Annotated in this window: 13 protein-coding genes; 5 read left to right on the top strand and 8 right to left on the bottom strand. The window is 71.8% G+C overall.

The genetic code is table 11. The annotated features are described in order from the left end of the window. Window positions 1–4: 4 nt before the first annotated feature. Together SACE_RS15705 and SACE_RS15700 are read right to left on the bottom strand one after the other, a co-directional pair. Window positions 5–1,603 (bottom strand): acyl-CoA carboxylase subunit beta, encoded by a 1,599-nt coding sequence (locus SACE_RS15705; protein ID WP_009945572.1) that lies wholly within the window; start codon window positions 1,601–1,603, stop codon window positions 5–7. 94 nt (window positions 1,604–1,697) lie between these two features. Then, a complete protein-coding gene (locus tag SACE_RS15700; protein WP_231850061.1) occupies window positions 1,698–3,350 on the bottom strand; it encodes an acyclic terpene utilization AtuA family protein in 1,653 nt (550 codons plus the stop codon). 684 nt (window positions 3,351–4,034) lie between these two features. Between SACE_RS15700 and SACE_RS15695 the strand changes: the two genes are divergently transcribed. Continuing rightward, window positions 4,035–5,627, top strand: coding sequence for an alpha/beta hydrolase (locus SACE_RS15695; protein WP_029621522.1), 1,593 nt, complete (start codon window positions 4,035–4,037; stop codon window positions 5,625–5,627). Window positions 5,628–5,763: 136 nt separating this feature from the next. Here the strand turns inward: SACE_RS15695 and SACE_RS15690 are convergent, their stop codons facing one another. Then, window positions 5,764–6,189 (bottom strand): FHA domain-containing protein, encoded by a 426-nt coding sequence (locus SACE_RS15690; protein WP_011873970.1) that lies wholly within the window; start codon window positions 6,187–6,189, stop codon window positions 5,764–5,766. Between the two features lie 793 nt (window positions 6,190–6,982). On the opposite strand from SACE_RS15690, the gene SACE_RS15685 reads away from it, so the two are divergent. Both SACE_RS15685 and SACE_RS15680 read left to right on the top strand, forming a co-directional pair. After that, the gene (locus tag SACE_RS15685; protein WP_231850015.1) at window positions 6,983–7,588 is read left to right on the top strand and encodes an HdeD family acid-resistance protein; all 606 of its coding nucleotides are present in this window, start codon (window positions 6,983–6,985) and stop codon (window positions 7,586–7,588) included. A gap of 67 nt (window positions 7,589–7,655) precedes the next feature. Beyond that, a complete protein-coding gene (locus SACE_RS15680; protein ID WP_009945578.1) occupies window positions 7,656–8,096 on the top strand; it encodes a DUF7144 family membrane protein in 441 nt (146 codons plus the stop codon). A gap of 55 nt (window positions 8,097–8,151) precedes the next feature. On the opposite strand, the gene SACE_RS15675 is transcribed toward SACE_RS15680, so the two are convergent. From SACE_RS15675 to SACE_RS15660, 4 genes are read right to left on the bottom strand one after another with little or no spacing between them, the layout of a single operon-like run. Further along, a complete protein-coding gene (locus SACE_RS15675; protein ID WP_009945579.1) occupies window positions 8,152–8,847 on the bottom strand; it encodes an HAD family acid phosphatase in 696 nt (231 codons plus the stop codon). Between the two features lie 36 nt (window positions 8,848–8,883). Next, the gene (locus SACE_RS15670) at window positions 8,884–9,813 is read right to left on the bottom strand and encodes a ribokinase (protein ID WP_009945581.1); all 930 of its coding nucleotides are present in this window, start codon (window positions 9,811–9,813) and stop codon (window positions 8,884–8,886) included. 29 nt (window positions 9,814–9,842) lie between these two features. After that, window positions 9,843–10,826 (bottom strand): nucleoside hydrolase, encoded by a 984-nt coding sequence (locus SACE_RS15665; RefSeq protein ID WP_009945583.1) that lies wholly within the window; start codon window positions 10,824–10,826, stop codon window positions 9,843–9,845. Between the two features lie 43 nt (window positions 10,827–10,869). Continuing rightward, on the bottom strand, window positions 10,870–11,613 hold the full coding sequence (locus SACE_RS15660) for a GntR family transcriptional regulator (protein WP_011873969.1): 744 nt from the start codon (window positions 11,611–11,613) through the stop codon (window positions 10,870–10,872). Between the two features lie 276 nt (window positions 11,614–11,889). On the opposite strand from SACE_RS15660, the gene SACE_RS15655 reads away from it, so the two are divergent. After that, window positions 11,890–13,293, top strand: coding sequence for an MFS transporter (locus SACE_RS15655; protein ID WP_011873968.1), 1,404 nt, complete (start codon window positions 11,890–11,892; stop codon window positions 13,291–13,293). 32 nt (window positions 13,294–13,325) lie between these two features. Further along, window positions 13,326–14,459: an adenosine deaminase gene (locus tag SACE_RS15650; protein WP_009945586.1), complete on the top strand. Its 1,134-nt coding sequence runs from the start codon at window positions 13,326–13,328 to the stop codon at window positions 14,457–14,459. A gap of 48 nt (window positions 14,460–14,507) precedes the next feature. On the opposite strand, the gene SACE_RS15645 is transcribed toward SACE_RS15650, so the two are convergent. Beyond that, on the bottom strand, window positions 14,508–15,734 hold the full coding sequence (locus SACE_RS15645) for a heparan-alpha-glucosaminide N-acetyltransferase domain-containing protein (RefSeq protein ID WP_009945587.1): 1,227 nt from the start codon (window positions 15,732–15,734) through the stop codon (window positions 14,508–14,510). Between the last annotated feature and the right edge of the window lie 13 nt (window positions 15,735–15,747).

Below are 15,747 nucleotides of genomic sequence, written 5' to 3'. Positions count from 1 at the left end.
CCTCTCACATCCGGAAGACGCCGTAGCCGGTGGCGCCCTCGACCGGTGCGCTGTGGATCGCCGACAGGCACAGCCCGACAACGGTGCGGGTGTCGCGCGGGTCGATCACGCCGTCGTCGTAGAGCCGGCCGGACAGGAACATCGGCAGCGACTCGGCCTCGACCTGGTTCTCCACCGCCTCCCGCATCGCCGCGTCCTGCTCCTCGGCGTAGTCGCGGCCGGCGGCCGCCGCGGCCTGCCGGGCCACGATCGAGAGCACGCCGGCGAGCTGCTGCGGTCCCATCACGGCGGACTTGGCACTGGGCCAGGCGAACAGGAAGCGCGGGTCGTAGGCGCGCCCGCACATCCCGTAGTGGCCCGCGCCGTAGGAGGCGCCCATCAGCACCGAGATGTGCGGTACCGCCGAGTTGGACACCGCGTTGATCATCATCGCGCCGTGCTTGATGATCCCGCCCTGCTCGTAGGACCTGCCGACCATGTAGCCGGTGGTGTTGTGCAGGAACAGCAGCGGGGTGTCGGCCTGGTTGGCCAGCTCGATGAACTGGGTGGCCTTCTGCGCCTCCTCGCTGAACAGCACGCCCTGCGCGTTGGCCAGGATGCCGACCGGGTAGCCGTGCACCGAGGCCCACCCGGTCACCAGGCTAGGACCGTAGGAGGTCTTGAACTCGTCGAAGTCCGAGCCGTCCACGACCCGCGCGATGACCTCCCGGGGGTCGAACGGCGTCTTCAGGTCGGTGGGCACGATGCCGAGCAGGTCGTCCTCGTCGAACCGCGGCGCCTGCACCCGGTGCCTCGGCGCGGGCCCCTTCTTGGTCCAGTTGAGGCGGGCGACGATGCGGCGGCCGATGCGCAGCGCGTCCAGCTCGTCGGCGGCGTAGTGGTCGGCCAGCCCTGAGGTGCCCGCGTGCATCCTCGCGCCGCCGAGCGACTCGTCGTCGGACTCCTCGCCGGTGGCCATCTTCACCAGCGGCGGGCCGCCGAGGAACACCTTGGCCTGCTCGGCGACCATCACGACGTGGTCGGACATGCCCGGTACGTAGGCGCCACCCGCGGTGGAGTTGCCGAACACCAGCGAGATCGTCGGGATCCCCGCCGCCGAGAGCCTGGTGAGGTCGCGGAAGATCCGGCCGCCGGGGATGAAGATCTCCTTCTGCGACGGCAGGTCCGCGCCACCGGACTCGACCAGGTTGATCAGCGGCAGCCGGTTGCTCATCGCGATCTCGTGCGCCCGCAGGACCTTCTTGAGCGTCCACGGGTTGCTCGCGCCGCCGCGCACCGTCGGATCGTTTCCGGTGATCACGCACTCGACGCCTTCGACCACGCCGATGCCCGTGACGACGCTGCCGCCGACCTGGTAGTCCGAGCCCCACGCCGCCAGCGGCGAGAGCTCCAGGAACGGCGCGTCCTCGTCGAGCAGCGCCTCGATGCGCTCGCGCACCAGCAGCTTGCCGCGCTTGTGGTGGCGTTCGGTGTACTTGGGTCCGCCGCCGGCCACCGCCTTGGCGTGCTCTGCGGCCAGCTCGTCGAGCTTTTCCCGCATCGCGGCGCGGTTGGCGAGGAACGCCTCGCCGGTGGTGTCCACTTGCGACTTCAGCGCCGTCATGCCCTCTCCCCCGCCTGATTCGCCGCGGTCCGGCCGAACCGGCCGCGCTGGTCGGCGGTGGGCGCGGCAACGCCCGCGCTGCTCGCTCGACCGATCACAGCAACACCTCCGGGATCTCCACTGCTCGTCCGCGCAGCCATTCACCGACCGCTTTGGCCTGCGGGTCGAACCGCGCCCGTGCCGCGACCCCTTCGCCCAGCAGCCCTTCCACCACGAAGTTGACCGCGCGCAGATTCGGGAACACGTGCCGCCGGACCGGCAGGTCAGCGGTCTCCGGGAGCAGACGGCGCAGTTCGTCGACGGTCAGCGCGTGCGCCAGCCACCGCCACGCCTGGTCGCTGCGGACCCACACTCCGATGTTGGCGTCACCGCCCTTGTCCCCGCTGCGTGCACCGGCAATCCGGCCGAGCGGCGCATCGCGGGTAGGGCCGTCGGGCAGCGGGTCGGGCAACGGCTCGGGCAGAACGGGGCCGAAAACCGGCTCCAGTTCCCGGAATTCCGATGGAGGCGCGATCGCGACCTGCTCGCCGGACGACAGCACCGCGACGTGAGGTACCTGTTTCGCGTCCACATAGGACGCGGTGAACACGCCGTATGGCGCGGCGTCGGACGGCGGGACTGTGACGTGGAAGCCGGGATAGCTGGCCAGCGCCAGCTCCACCGCGGCACCGCTGAACGCCCGCCCGGCGACCTTCGGATCGGGGTCCTTCACCGAGCAGCGGAGCAGGGCGCTGGCCTCCTCCTGCACGCCCGCGTCGGCGTTCTCGGTGCGCGCCAGCGTCCAGCGCACCTCGGCGGGCGGCTTCACGGCGAGCGCGGCGTCGAGCTGGGCGCGCGCCAGCGCGGCCTTCTCCGCCACGTCGAGCCCGGTCAGCACGAACTCGACCTGGTTGTGGAACCCGCCGAGCCGGTTGAGCGACACCTTGAGCTGCGGTGGCGGCGGCTCCCCCGTCGCCCCGCTGACGCGGACCCGGTCGGGCCCGACCTGTTCCAGCTCGACCGAGTCGAAGCGGGTCGTGACGTCGGGCCCCGGGTAACGGGCGCCCGCGATCTCGTAGAGCAGTTGCGCGGTGACCGTGCCCACCGTGACCGCGCCGCCCGTGCCCTCGTGCTTGGTGACGACGCTGGTGCCGTCGGCGTGGACCTCGGCGATCGGGAAACCCGGTCTGGAGAGGTCGTGGCCGTCACGGGTGAGCTCGGTGAAGAAGGAGTAGTTGCCGCCGGTGGCCTGCGCGCCGCACTCGAGGACGTGGCCTGCGACGACCGCGCCCGCGAGCGCGTCGTAGTCCTCCCGGCCCCATCCGTGGTGCGCGGCGGCCGCACCGACCAGCAGCGACGCGTCGGTGACCCGGCCGGTGACCACGACGTCGGCCCCGCCCCGCAGGCACTCGGCGATGCCCCACGCCCCGAGGTAGGCGTTGGCGGTCAGCGGCTCGCCGAAACCGAGCTCGCCGGCGCGATCGAGCAGGTCGTCACCTTCGACGTGGGCGACCGCGAGGTCCAGCCCCAACCGCGACGCCAGCTCCACCAGCGCCGCGCGCAGCCCGCGCGGGTTGAGCCCACCGGCGTTGACCACGACCTTGACTCCGCACTCCAGCGCCAGGCCGAGACCGTCCTCCATCTGGCGCAGGAAAGTCCTGGCATAGCCCCGGTCCGGGTCCTTCATCCGGTCGCGGCCGAGAATCAGCATCGTCAGCTCGGCGAGGTAGTCGCCCGTGAGCACGTCGAGCGGCCCGCCGGTCAGCATCTCCCGCACGGCGGAGAAGCGGTCGCCGTAGAACCCGGACGCGTTGCCGATCCGCACCGGCTTCCCGGCGGTCACGCCGTCGCCCCGGGGTGGCGGGGGCTCTTTGCGGCGGGGCTTGCTTTGGCGGCTGCCGTGACGGGGGCTGGCCGGGCGGTCGCCTCGGTGCGGTCCGTGGTTGTTTCGGCGCGGCCCGGATGGGCGGCTGATCTGGCGCGGCCAGGCTTGGCGCAGCTCGGGCAGGCGGCTGCTTTGGCATGGCCAGGCTTGGCGGTTGCCTCAGCGCGGTCCGTGGTTGCTTCGGCGCGGCCCGGATGGGCGGTCACCACCGCCGGACGTGGCCGCCTGGTCGAACCGGCGCGACCGGGTGGCCGGACCGCGCCTGCACTGCGCCCCAACACCATGCGGGACATCGTGGCAGCAGCCCGTGGCGAGAAGCAAGCAATCATGATTGCTTTTTTCCATTCGGGTGACTCGGCCCGCACCGACCACGGACAACTGGGAATGTGGGATCGCGTTCCTACTTTTCGCGGTGTGGCGCGAGGCCGATCAGGCGGTTGACTCACGGCCTGCATGCTCGCTCGAAGCTGAGGAGGCAGCGTGGGAGTGCCATCCGGCCGTCGCGGCCGTGTGCTGGGTGTCAGCCGCGTTCCGGGCGTCAGCCGCGTTCTGGGTGTCAGCCGCGTTCTGGCGGTCACGGTGAGCGCGCTGGTCGCGGGGACGACTCTCGCCGGTGCGGCGGCGACAGCGCAGCCCGGTGTGGCCGCGGCGCAGGTCGGCGCGCCGGCGCCTGCACCGCCGGTCACCTGGGTCCAGTGCGACGACGAAGCGCTCTCCGGGGTCTCACCCGCGCAGCGCCACCTGTTCTCGTGCGCGAAGTACCCGGTCCCTCTCGACCACGACGACCCGGGCAAGGGCACCGTCGAGCTGGCGATGATGCGGCGGGCCGCGGCCGTGCCCGGCCAGCGCATCGGCTCGCTGTTCCTCAACCCCGGCGGGCCGGGCGGGGCCGGGTTCTCCCGGCCGGTGACCGCTCCGGAGAAGTTCGACCCCGCGGTGCTGAACCGCTTCGACATCATCGGGTTCGACCCGCGAGGCGTCGACCGCAGCACCCGGCTGCGCTGCTTCACCTCCGCCGAGCAGGCCGACGAGGTCTTCGGGCGGATGTGGGCCGTGCCGGTCACCGGCGCGCAGATCGACAGCACCATGGAGGCCTACCGCGACCAGGGCGCGCTGTGCCGGAAGAACGCCGGTGAGCTGCTTCGGCGCATGTCCACCAAGGACGTCGCGCGCGACCTGGACCTGATGCGCCAGGGCGTCGGCGACCAGCAGCTCAACTACGTCGGCTTCTCCTACGGCACACTCCTGGGCGCGACCTACGTCAACCTCTTCCCGGAACGCAGCAGGGCGATCGTCCTGGACGGCAACGTGGACCCGGCGCTGCGGACCTCCGACGGCGTGCAGTACGACCGGGAACGCGCTCGGGGCTTCGAGCTCGCCCTCGACGCCTTCCTCAAGCGCTGCGCCGAATCCGCGGACAAGTGCGCGTTCAGCCCGGGTGACCCGCGGGCGAAGCTCGACGAGATGCGGGAGCGGCTGCGCCAGGGGCCGGTGACCATGCCGGACGGCTCGGTCATCACCCTCGACATGTTCACCGCGGGTATCGCGGGGGCGCTCTACGACCCCGAGGACTTCCGCGCGATCGCCACCGACCTGCAGATGCTCTACCAGGCGGTGCACCCGGAACAGGCCGCCGTCGTGCCGCCCCGGCCCCTGACCGTCCTCGGCGGGCCCACCCACGGTGGCCGCTACGACGGGCTGCCTCCGGCCGAGGCCGAGACCTACACCGACGACACCTACTTCGGCGTGAACTGCACCGACAAGCCGATGCCCAGGCACCCGTGGAAGGTGCCCGGCATCGCCGCGCAGTGGGAGCGGGAGTCGCCGACCTTCGGCCGCTACCAGGCGTTCAGCGACCTCGCGGGGTGCTCCTACTGGCCGCCGACGAACCCCGACGTCCACCGCGGACCGTGGAAGCACCGCGCGGCCAACCCGGTACTGGTGCTCGGCAACTACTACGACCCCGCGACGCAGTACGAGTTCTCGCGCCGGATCACCGACCAGCTCGGCAACGCGCGGCTGGTGAGCGTGGACGCCTTCGGGCACTGCATCCTCGGTGACAGCTCCTGCGCGGACCGGATCACCGCGGCGTACCTGACCGACCTGGAGGTGCCCGAGCCCGGCCAGGTGTGCCACCCCGACAAGCAGCCCTTCGACTGAGCAGGGGTTTGACCGAGCAGTCAGAAGGCGGCTTGCTTTTCGGCGAAGCGGCGCGGTGGCGATTCGGCGCAGCGGCGGGGCCTCGCGGTTGCGGGGCCTCGCGGCGCGCGGGCGCGGCGAGCCGAGTGTGGAGGGATCAGGCGATGTGGAAGGTGAACCGGACCTTGCCGATCCAGATCTCGTCGCCGTCGGCCAAGCGCTTCCAGTCCACCGGCTGCCGGTTGAGGTAGGTGCCGTTCAGCGAGCCGCCATCGGCCAGGAAGTAGCGGCCGTCCTGGCGGATCAGCTCGGCGTGGAAGCGGGACACGGTGACGTCGTCCAGCACGATGTCGCACTCGCGGTGCCTGCCGATCGTCGTGGTGGCGCTCGTGATCGCGAAACCCGAACCCTTGTCCGGCCCCCGGTTCACCACCAGCCACGCCGAGCCGCCGACTTCGAGGCGCTGCGGAGCACCCACGAGGTCCTCGGAGGGGCGTGCGGCGGGGATCACCATGCCGGGCCTCGTCGCCTGAACACCGGTGGTGTCCGGGGGCGACAGCACGTCGGATCGGGTACGGGTCATGATCGTTCTCCAAACGGGCGACACTGCTGGTACGCGGGATGCACACGGGGAACGCCGACACGCACCGCTTCCTGGCGGTTGCTGTCGGCTACCACTGCGAGCATGCATGCCCGAAGCCACCTCGCGACTGGGTCCTTGGTCCTGACTTGGGGACAGCCCTACTTGGAGAGGGGGAGGTGGCCCGGTCGCGGAGCGGGGTGGCCGCTCGCGGAGCGGGCGGGGGTCAGAGCGCGGGCGCGGGGGTTTGTGGGGTCGCGGCTTGGGCTGGCGGGGCACCTTCAGAGCCGGGGGCGCACAAGTTTTCGAGGCAGCGGCTTGGCCTCGCGGGGCACCTTCAGAGCGGGGACGCGCAGCTTTTCGAGGCAGCGGCTTGGGCTGGCGGGGCACCTTCAGAGCCGGGGGCACACAAGTTTTCGACGCACCCACCCTGGCCTTGCGGCTTGCGGTGGGTGGGTCAGTTTCCGGGGCGCTCGCCGCCCCAGACCCCCGGCAGGTCTCCGGGATGAGTTTTCGGAGCATCGTGCCGTGCGATGGGTGGGTGGTTCTCATCCCGCCGACCTCCACGAGGGCTATCAGACCGCGTCAAGGGGGCCATTTCTCGAGGCAACGTGCGGCACGCATCCAGCGGGCCCCCTTGACCCGGTCTGATCGGGCTGGCGCCAGGTCGACGGGACGAGAACCACAACACCGCCCTGTTGGGGTGTGGGTATAGCCGGGTCGTTCGACTCTGTGGATTCGTGTGAGCGGGTCGGCAGTCTGATATTCGCGCGACCCGCTCTCCTGCGAGGTGATCATGTCTCAAGCACAGTGGCAGGCCACCACATCGACAGCCGAGCCGTTGGGCAAGCTCGGGCGGTCCTGGGGGTGGCTGCTGACCTTCGGAATCCTCACCGTGCTGGCCGGTGTGCTCGCGTTGTTCTGGCCTGGACCGACGATCCTGGCCATCGCGATCATCTTCGGCGTCCAACTGCTGGTCGGCGGGATCTACTGGTTCGTCCGGGCGGTGAGCTCCCACGGCGAGGGCGGCTTCGTGCCGATCCTGCTGGCTGTGCTGGCCGTCATCGCCGGGCTGCTCGTCCTTCGCTCGCCGGTCGCCACCGCGGTGCTGTTCCCGCTGGTGCTGGGCGTGTACTGGACGGTGAGCGGCATCGGCGAGACCTTCCACGCGCTGGTGCACCGCGACGTGCCCTCGCGCGGCTGGGCGATCGCGGGCGGGGTGCTGAGCATCCTGGCGGGCATCGCGCTGCTGGTCTACCCCGGCGTCGGACTGGTCACGCTGACCTACCTGCTCGGGGCGCTGCTGGTGGTCTACGGCGCCATCGCCGCCACGCGAGCCATCCAGATGCGGCCGCATGCGGCCACCGACCTCCCGCCGCAAACCGGAGCGGCGCACGCCTGAGCGTCCGCGGCGGGGTTGGCGCGTCGCCGAACGCGCCCGGCAAACAGACGCGAAGGAGTTGACTGCCATGGCACAGGCATCGCACGGCACCTACCGCATCCCGACGGCCAAGCAGTCCTGGGTCGGCGGGCTGGAACTGTTCGCCGCCATCATGATGATGATCGTCGGACTGTTCCACCTGATCATCGGTCTCGCGGCGATCCTGCGCAGCTCCTACTACGTCGTGACCGACAGCTACATCTTCAGCTACGACGTCACCGGCTGGGGCTGGGCGCACCTCGTCCTGGGCGTCCTGGTCGGCGCCACCGGCATCGCCCTGGTGATGGGGCAGACGTGGGCCAGGGTCGTCGGCATGATCATCGTCGGCCTCAGCGCGTTGGGGAACTTCCTGTTCATCCCCTACCAGCCGATGTGGTCGCTGCTGATCATCGCCATCGACGTGGCCGTGATCTGGGCGCTCGCCGTCCACATGCGCGAACTGCCCGAAAGCGGGAAGACCGCGGAGTGACCGCCGCGATCGAGGACGGGGCCGGAACCGGACCGGTTCCGGCCCCGTCGCGTGTTCAGGGCGTCCGGTAGATCGGGTTCGGCAGCTTCACACCGCGCTCCGCGTGGCCGCCGGCCAGGTCGGCGTCCTGGTCCCCCACGTTGAGCACGATGCGGTAGCCCTGCTGTTCGATGCCCTCCCGCGCGCCGCTCTTGTACGGCACCACCGACGGGTCGTGGTCGCCCTCCGGCCGCAGGAACAGCCCCGCAGGCTGCGGGTAGCCCTCCTCCCGCAGGTCCTGGGCGGTCGCCTCCCGCATCCGCGGGTCCTCGCGCCTGCCGGTGACGAAGAAGACCGCCACCCCGCGCGAGTGCGCGTAGCCGACCAGGTCCCGGGTCGCGGGGATCGCCGTCGGCGCGCGGTCGAGCACGTAGCGGTCGAACTCCTCGGGCATGTAGCCGAAGTCGTGCTCCGCCTCGTAGCCGTAGGTGGACAGGCTCGTCTCGTCGATGTCGAGCACGATCGCCGGGTTGGGCACCCCCTCGGCCAGGCGGCGCTCCAGGTACTCGCGCGCCCGCTGGTCCGCCCGCGCGATGTCGGCGTCCCACCGCCCCGAGTCGTGGTACTCGGAGATCGACTTCTTCAGGTAGTGGAGGTTCGGCGTCGGTTCGGCGGACCGCGCCGTGGAGCCGTGGGCGGCGGCGCACCCGGAGGCCAGCAGGGCGGTGAGGCCGAGAGCGGACAGGACGACGGCGTTGCGGTTGGTTGCCATGATCACCAGCTTCGGGAGTCCCGGACGCCGCGCCTCTCAGCAGCGCGCTGCCTCGGCCACGGCGTCCAGCGTGGGATAGGACGGTTGCGCGCCGGGTTCGCGCACGCAGCGGGCGCTCACGCGACTCGCCCAACGGGCCGCGTCGGGCAGCGCGTCGCCTCGGCCCAGACGCCAGGCCGCGGTGGCGGCGAAGGCGTCACCGGCGCCGGTGGTGTCGACGGCGTCGGTGGGTACTGCCGGTACGTGCTCGACGCGGCCGGACTCGGCCACGACGGCACCTCGCTCGCCGAGGGTGACCACGGCCGACCGGACGCCGAGCGCGAGCAGCGCGGTCGAGAGCCCCCGGTCGTCATCCGGGGCGCCCGCGGCCAGGAGCTGCCGGGCCTCGTGCTCGTTGACGACCAGCGGGTCCGCCAGCGCCAGCACCTCCGGCGGCAGCTCGACGACCGGCGACAGGTTCAGCACCACCCGGGTGCCCGCCTCGCTCGCCGCGCGGGCCGCCGCGACGACCGTGGCGACCGGCACCTCCAGGACCAGCGAAACGACCCGCGCCGCGCCGATCACGGCCTCGGCGGCTTCGACGACGTGCGGCGACAGCCGCTCGTTCGCGCCCGCGCACACGATGATGTTGTTCTCGCCCGAGTCCGCCACCGTGATCAACGCTGTCCCGGTCGGGGCGCCGTGGTCGCGCATGGTGTGAGTGGTGTCCACGCCATCGGCTCTCAGCGCTTCGAGCAGCATGTCGCCGTGGGCGTCTGCGCCCACGCGGCCGACCATGGCGGTGCGGGCACCGAGCCGGGCGGCGGCCACGGCCTGGTTGGCGCCCTTGCCGCCACCGCTGACGGTCAGCGCGTCGCCCCGCACGGTCTCCCCCGGCGCGGGATGGCGGCGCACCCGCGCGGTCAGGTCGGCGTTCAGCGAACCGACCACCACCAGCTCGGGCGCGGTTGTCGCGGCACGCGGCATCACGCGCCTCCTCTCGCTCGAGGCATCGGCTAGGCGACGTTGCGGGAACCGGCGCCGGACGGACCGCACAGCCGTTCGGTCAGCCGCTGCGGGAACGTGCCGTCGGTCTTGAGCACCACGCGCACCCTCGCGCCCTCCACACCGGGGAAGCCGCGGTACTTCCCTCGCGTGTCGGCGATGGTGGCGCCCCGCCCCGGCCCGTCCCCGGTCTCGACGTCCACCACGACGGTGGGCGCCAGCTCCGCGTCGACGTCGCCGACCGCGATCGCCGCCGCGAGCGGGTCGTGGCAGGCCGCGCCCCGCTCGCCGAAGACCTCGCGCTCGTAGAAGTCGAGGTAGTGGGTCAGGATCCCGGCCGCGAAGCCCGCGCAGGACGAACCCTCCGCGCGCAGCCGTCCGGCCAGCTCTTCGGTGATCACCTCGGTCATGGTCACGTCGAGCGGCACGAGGGTGACGTCCCACCCGGCGGCCAGGACCATCCGGGCAGCCTCGGGGTCGTTGTGGATGTTGGCCTCGGCCGCCGGGGTGACGTTTCCGGGATGGTGGACGGCACCGCCCATGATCGTGACGTGCTTGACCAGCCCGGGCAGCCCGGGTTCCAGCAGCAGCGCGGTGGCCAGGTTGGTCAGCGGTCCGACCGCGAGCAGGTGCAGCTCGCCGGGGTTCTCCCGGGCCAGCCGCACGATCAGCTCCGCCGCCGGTTCCCGGACCGGCTTCGCGCTCGCGGCGGGCAGCCCGACTTCGCCGAGGCCGTTGCCGCCGTGCACGTGCGGCGCCGGATGGGTGGAGCCGCGCCAGTTGCTGCGCGCGCCGATGGCCACCGGGATGTCGGTGCGCCCGGCCAGCTCCAGCACGCGCAGGGTGTTGTCGGCCGCCGTCTCGACGTCGGTGTTGCCGAACACGCTGGTCACCGCCCGGATGTCGACGCCGGGGTCCCGCAGGAGGTAGAGCAACGCCAGCGCGTCGTCGATGCCCGTGTCGCAGTCGACGATCAGTGTTTCCTTGGGCGCCATCGGTCACTTGCCTCTCTGGGGAACTCGTCGGTGGGTCGGTGGCTCATCGGGACTGGTGCACCGCGATGCCCGGGGCACCGCTGGGCAGCACGTACTTGGCCACGAGCAGCGGGGTCCGCTCGATCGAGACGACCTGGGTGATCAGCACGACCGGGGTGTCGGCCGAGCGCTCCAGCGTCGTCCCGCGGCGCCGCCCGAGCACGGTCGCGGTGACCGTGCTCGCCCCGCTCAACGGGAGGTAGGGGTCGGCGGAGGCCAGGGTGTGCAGCATCGTCCTCGGTTCGTGCGCCCCGGCGGTCATCGCCTCCGGCAGCGCCGGGTCGACGGCGGCGAGCGCCGCGTCGTGCACGCACCACTCCTCGGCCAGGCACGCGGGCACGCCGTCGACGTCGACGGCGCTCTCCCAGAACCGCACCTCACCGGCCGCGGGCACCGGCAGGTGCTGCATCACCAGGTCGGTCGGCTCCTCGATGTCGCGCACCAGCGGCCGAACCTTGGCGGCGTCCTGGCCGAGCAGCATCTCGATCGGCTGCAACCGCTCGAAGCCGCGCCGCGGGGGCCGCTCGCTGACCGTGCGGCCCACCCCGCGCCGGACGGTGATCACACCGTCCTCCTGCAGCAGGATCAGCGCCTCGCGCAGCGCCGGCCTGCTCACGCCGAGGGCCGCGGCCAGCTCGGGTTCGGACGGCAGCGTCGAACCGGGCGGGTAGCCGCCCTCCCGGATGGCGTCGACGATCCGCTCGTAGAGCTCCACGACCGGCCGCCGTTGCGGTCTTCTGGCCGCCACGCTGCACCCCCTGCCTTCCAGTTGATGTCAGACAAGTTAAAGACGACAGGCAGCCAAGTCAACCACCGGGACACCAGAAGCCCGGGAGAACGGTGCAAGTTAGCGCCGCACAGCTATTGACTTCGCCGCCGTGGAGCGGGTAGACCCTTCGCTCAACACATCCACATGTCTGACAAGAGCAGTCGGGTTCGACCCAGAAACGCGACTCCTCCACGCCGTTCGCCCACCCGAACGCGGTCGACCTTCCCCATGTCCTCTCCCGAGGCGGAGGCTCTCATGACCACGATCCGCAACCAGTCGGCCCCGGCCGCGCCACCGACGCGCCAGGCCGGCCTGCTCGCCGCGCTGGTGCTCGCGGTGGCCGGCTTCCAGATCAACGCCACCATGCTCACGCCCGCGCTGCCGGACGTGATCGAGCGCCTGCACACCACCAGCGGCCCGGCCGGGCTGTCCCAGACGCTGTTCTTCCTGTTCGCCGCGATCGGCCAGGTGACGATCGCGCGGCTGAGCGACCACCTCGGCCGCCGCCGGATGCTGCTGGTCACGCTGGCGATCCTGATCGTCGGCGAGGTGGTCTGCGTACTGGCCCCGAACATCGAGGTCTTCGTGGTCGGCCGGATGCTGCAGGGCATCTCCTCCGCCGCGTTCACGCTGGCCTACCTGATCCTGCACGAGTCGCTGTCGCCGCAGCGGTTCGGCCGCGCCCTGGGCGTCATCACCGCCGTCAACGGCGGCATCGCCGGGGTGGACGCGGTCATCGGCGGCACCGTCGCCGACAGCGTCGGCTTCCGCGGGATCTTCCTGATCACCCTGGTGCTCACCGCGGTGGCCACCGCCGCGGTGCACTTCGCCGTCCCGGAGTCCCGCGTGCCGGCTTCCGGGCGGATGGACTGGCGGGGCGCCGCGCTGCTGGGCATCGGGCTGACCGGTGTGCTGCTCGCGCTGAACGAGGGCGGTTCCTGGGGATGGACTTCCCCCGCCACGCTCGTGCTGCTGCTCGCCGGGCTGGCCTCGCTCGTGCTGTTCGCCGTCGTCCAGAAGCGCACGCGCGACGGCATCATCGACGTCTCGGTCCTCGCCTCGCGCCAGGTGTGGCCGCTGCTGCTGACCACGGTGTTCACCCTGGCCGGCGTGTTCGGGATGCTCAACTTCACCATCCCGCTGCTGACCCAGACCCCCGGCGCGGGCTACGGGATGTCGGCCACCACCTCGGCGCTGCTGTTCCTCACCCCGGCCTCGGCGCTTGGCCTGCTGGCCGCCCCGCTGGCCGGCCAGTTCGCGCCCCGTCTGGGCTGGCGCCGCTCGGTGCTGATCGGCGCGGTGGGCACCGCCGCCGCCTTCGTCCCGCTGGTGCTGCTCCCGCAGTCGCCCTGGGTGGCGTGCGCGGCCCTGGCCGCCCTGGGCATCACCTACACCGGCTACAGCCTGACCGCGCTCAACGGGCTGGCCGTGGCCTCCGCCCCGGCGGACAAGCCCGGTTCGCTGCCCGGGCTCAACGGCGCGTGCTTCGGCGTCGGCGCGTCGCTGGGCATCGCGGTCTCCTCCAGCGTCGTCACCGCCGCCACCGCGGGCGGACCGCCGACCGCGGGCGCCTTCCAGGCGGCCCTGTGGTCGTCGGCGGTCTTCGTGGCGCTGGCCCTGCTGACCGCGCTGCTCATCCGCCCCGCAACCGAGAACTGAACCCCACCGAGAACGATCAGGAGGTAGCAGTCGTGCACATCGTGCCGACCGAAGACCAGATCCGCCGCAGCCCGAAGGTGCTGCTGCACGACCACCTCGACGGCGGTGTCCGGCCGAGCACCGTCGCCGAGCTCGCCGAGGAGACCGGCTACGACGCGCTGCCGACCACCGACGTCGACGGTCTGGACCGGTGGTTCGCCGGGGCGACCACGGCCGGGTCCCTGGAGGAGTACCTGGAGCGCTTCGTGCACACCGTCGGGGTCATGCAGACCCCCGGCGCGATCAGCCGGGTCGCCGCCGAGTGCGCCGAGGACCTGGCCGCCGACGGCGTGGTCTACGCCGAGGTCCGCTACGCGCCCGAGCTCAGCACGCAGCGCGGCATGGGCCTCGACGAGGTCGTCGAGTCGATCCTGGACGGCTTCCGCCAGGGCGCGGCCAGGGCGGCCGCCGCAGGCAGGCGCATCCGCATCGGCGTCCTGCTGTGCGCGATGCGCCAGGAGCCGCGGGCCAGGGAGATCGCCGAGCTCGCCGTGAAGTACCGCGACTCGGGCGTGGTCGGCTTCGACATCGCCGGGCCGGAGGCCGGCTTTCCTCCCACCCGTTCGCTGGACGCCTTCGAGTACCTGCGGCGGGAGAACTGCCACTTCACCATCCACGCCGGCGAGGGCTTCGGGCTGCCCTCGATCTGGGAGGCGATCCAGTGGTGCGGCGCCGCTCGGCTCGGCCACGGCGTGCGCATCGTCGACGACATCACCGTGGCCGAGGACGGCACGGCCCGGCTCGGCAGGCTCGCCTCGTTCGTCCGCGACCGCCGGATCCCGCTGGAGATGTGCCCGCGGTCCAACGTGCACACCGGCACCGTGCCGTCGGTGGCCGAGCACCCGATCGCGCTGCTGCGCAGGCTGAACTTCCGGGTCACGGTCAACACCGACAACCGGCTGATGAGCCAGACCTCGATGTCCCGGGAGTTCGGCGAGCTGGTGGAGTGCTTCGACTACACCCTCGACGACCTCCAGTGGTTCACGGTGAACGCGATGAAGTCGGCGTTCCTGCCGTTCGACCAGCGGCTCGCGCTGATCAACGAGGTCATCAAGCCCGGCTACGCCGCGCTGCGCTCGGAGTCGCTGTTCGGCACGGTCGCCTCGCACGCGGTGGCGCTGGCCTGACCCGGCGCGCCCGGTCCGCCCGCCGCAGCCCGCGGCGGGCGGACCGGATCACGCGCGGTGTTCGACCGCGGTGCGGGCCTTCTTGGACAGCCAGGTGACGCCGGACTCCAGCGGTCCCCGGCCGACGTGGTGCTGCCACAGCAGCGCGAAGAACACCGCGACCAGGACCTGGATCGCGAGGCTGAGCTCCTCGTCGAAGACGTCCAGCGGCGAGTTCATGAACACCACGTGCGCGCTGTAGAGGGTCAGCGTCATCGATCCCGCCGCGGCCAGCGGCTCGATGAAGGCGTCCAGCGCCAACCGGTAGTTCGGGTTCGACACGTGCGCGAGCAGCAGCATCAGACCCAGCAGCCCGACCGCGACGCCGGTGGTGTGCAGCAGGTCTGACGGCGTCGCCGAGTGCTGGGAGCACAGCGCGAGCCACCACCACGACGAGGTGGGCGGGTTGCCCGTGGGTCCGAACGCGACGATGTAGTCGACGGCGCCGGAGGGCATGCCCGCGGCCTCCCCTGCTTCGGTGATCTTCTCCAGGCCGCCGAGCGGCCGCAGCAGCGACCAGGACACCAGCCACGCGCCGGCGGCCAGTGCCGTGCCGCCCACCAGCAGCCGCCACGCGGTGCGCACCGTCGACAGCCTCAGCCGCCCCAGCAGCAGCCCGGCGCACAGGTAGGTCGTCCAGGGCAGCACCGGGTAGACGCCGGTCAGCAGGATCTCCGCCAGCAGCCCGAGCGGGTCGGAGAACAGCCACGCGAAGGTCGGGTTCTCCAGCCGGGGGGCGGGCAGCAGGACCCGCAGCGGCATGCTCACCACGGGCATCAGCAGCGCGACGGCCACGCCGGTGACCGCCAGCGCGCGGGTGCTGAGGAACACCAGCGGGATCGCGAGCAGGAACAGCACGCCGTAGTAGGTGAGGATCACGTCGGCGATGTCGGGGTCGGAGTAGCCCAGCGCCAGGCCGATGAAGGCGATGGCCAGCGCCCGGACGGTCAGCGACGCCGCGATCGACCAGCCCTGCGCGCCCGGCCGGATCCGCTCGCGGCCGGTGCTGAACGCGATGCCCAACCCCGCGAGCACCGCGAAGGTCGCCGCGGCGCGTCCACCGGCGACCGAGTACCAGAGGGCGGGGCCCTCGTCGAGGTCGCCGGTGTACAGCGCGTGCACGCCCATCATCCCGACCAGCGCGATCCCGCGGGTGGCATCCACCCCGCGCAGACGCCGGGCCTTGGGCTGCGCGGGGTGGCTGCGCCCGGAGATGGTCGTCTCGTCCAGGTTCATCCCCACCGTCCTG

The organism is Saccharopolyspora erythraea NRRL 2338, from assembly GCF_000062885.1.
GTDB lineage: Bacteria > Actinomycetota > Actinomycetes > Mycobacteriales > Pseudonocardiaceae > Saccharopolyspora_D > Saccharopolyspora_D erythraea.
This window is presented reverse-complemented; position numbering and strand designations above follow the sequence as displayed.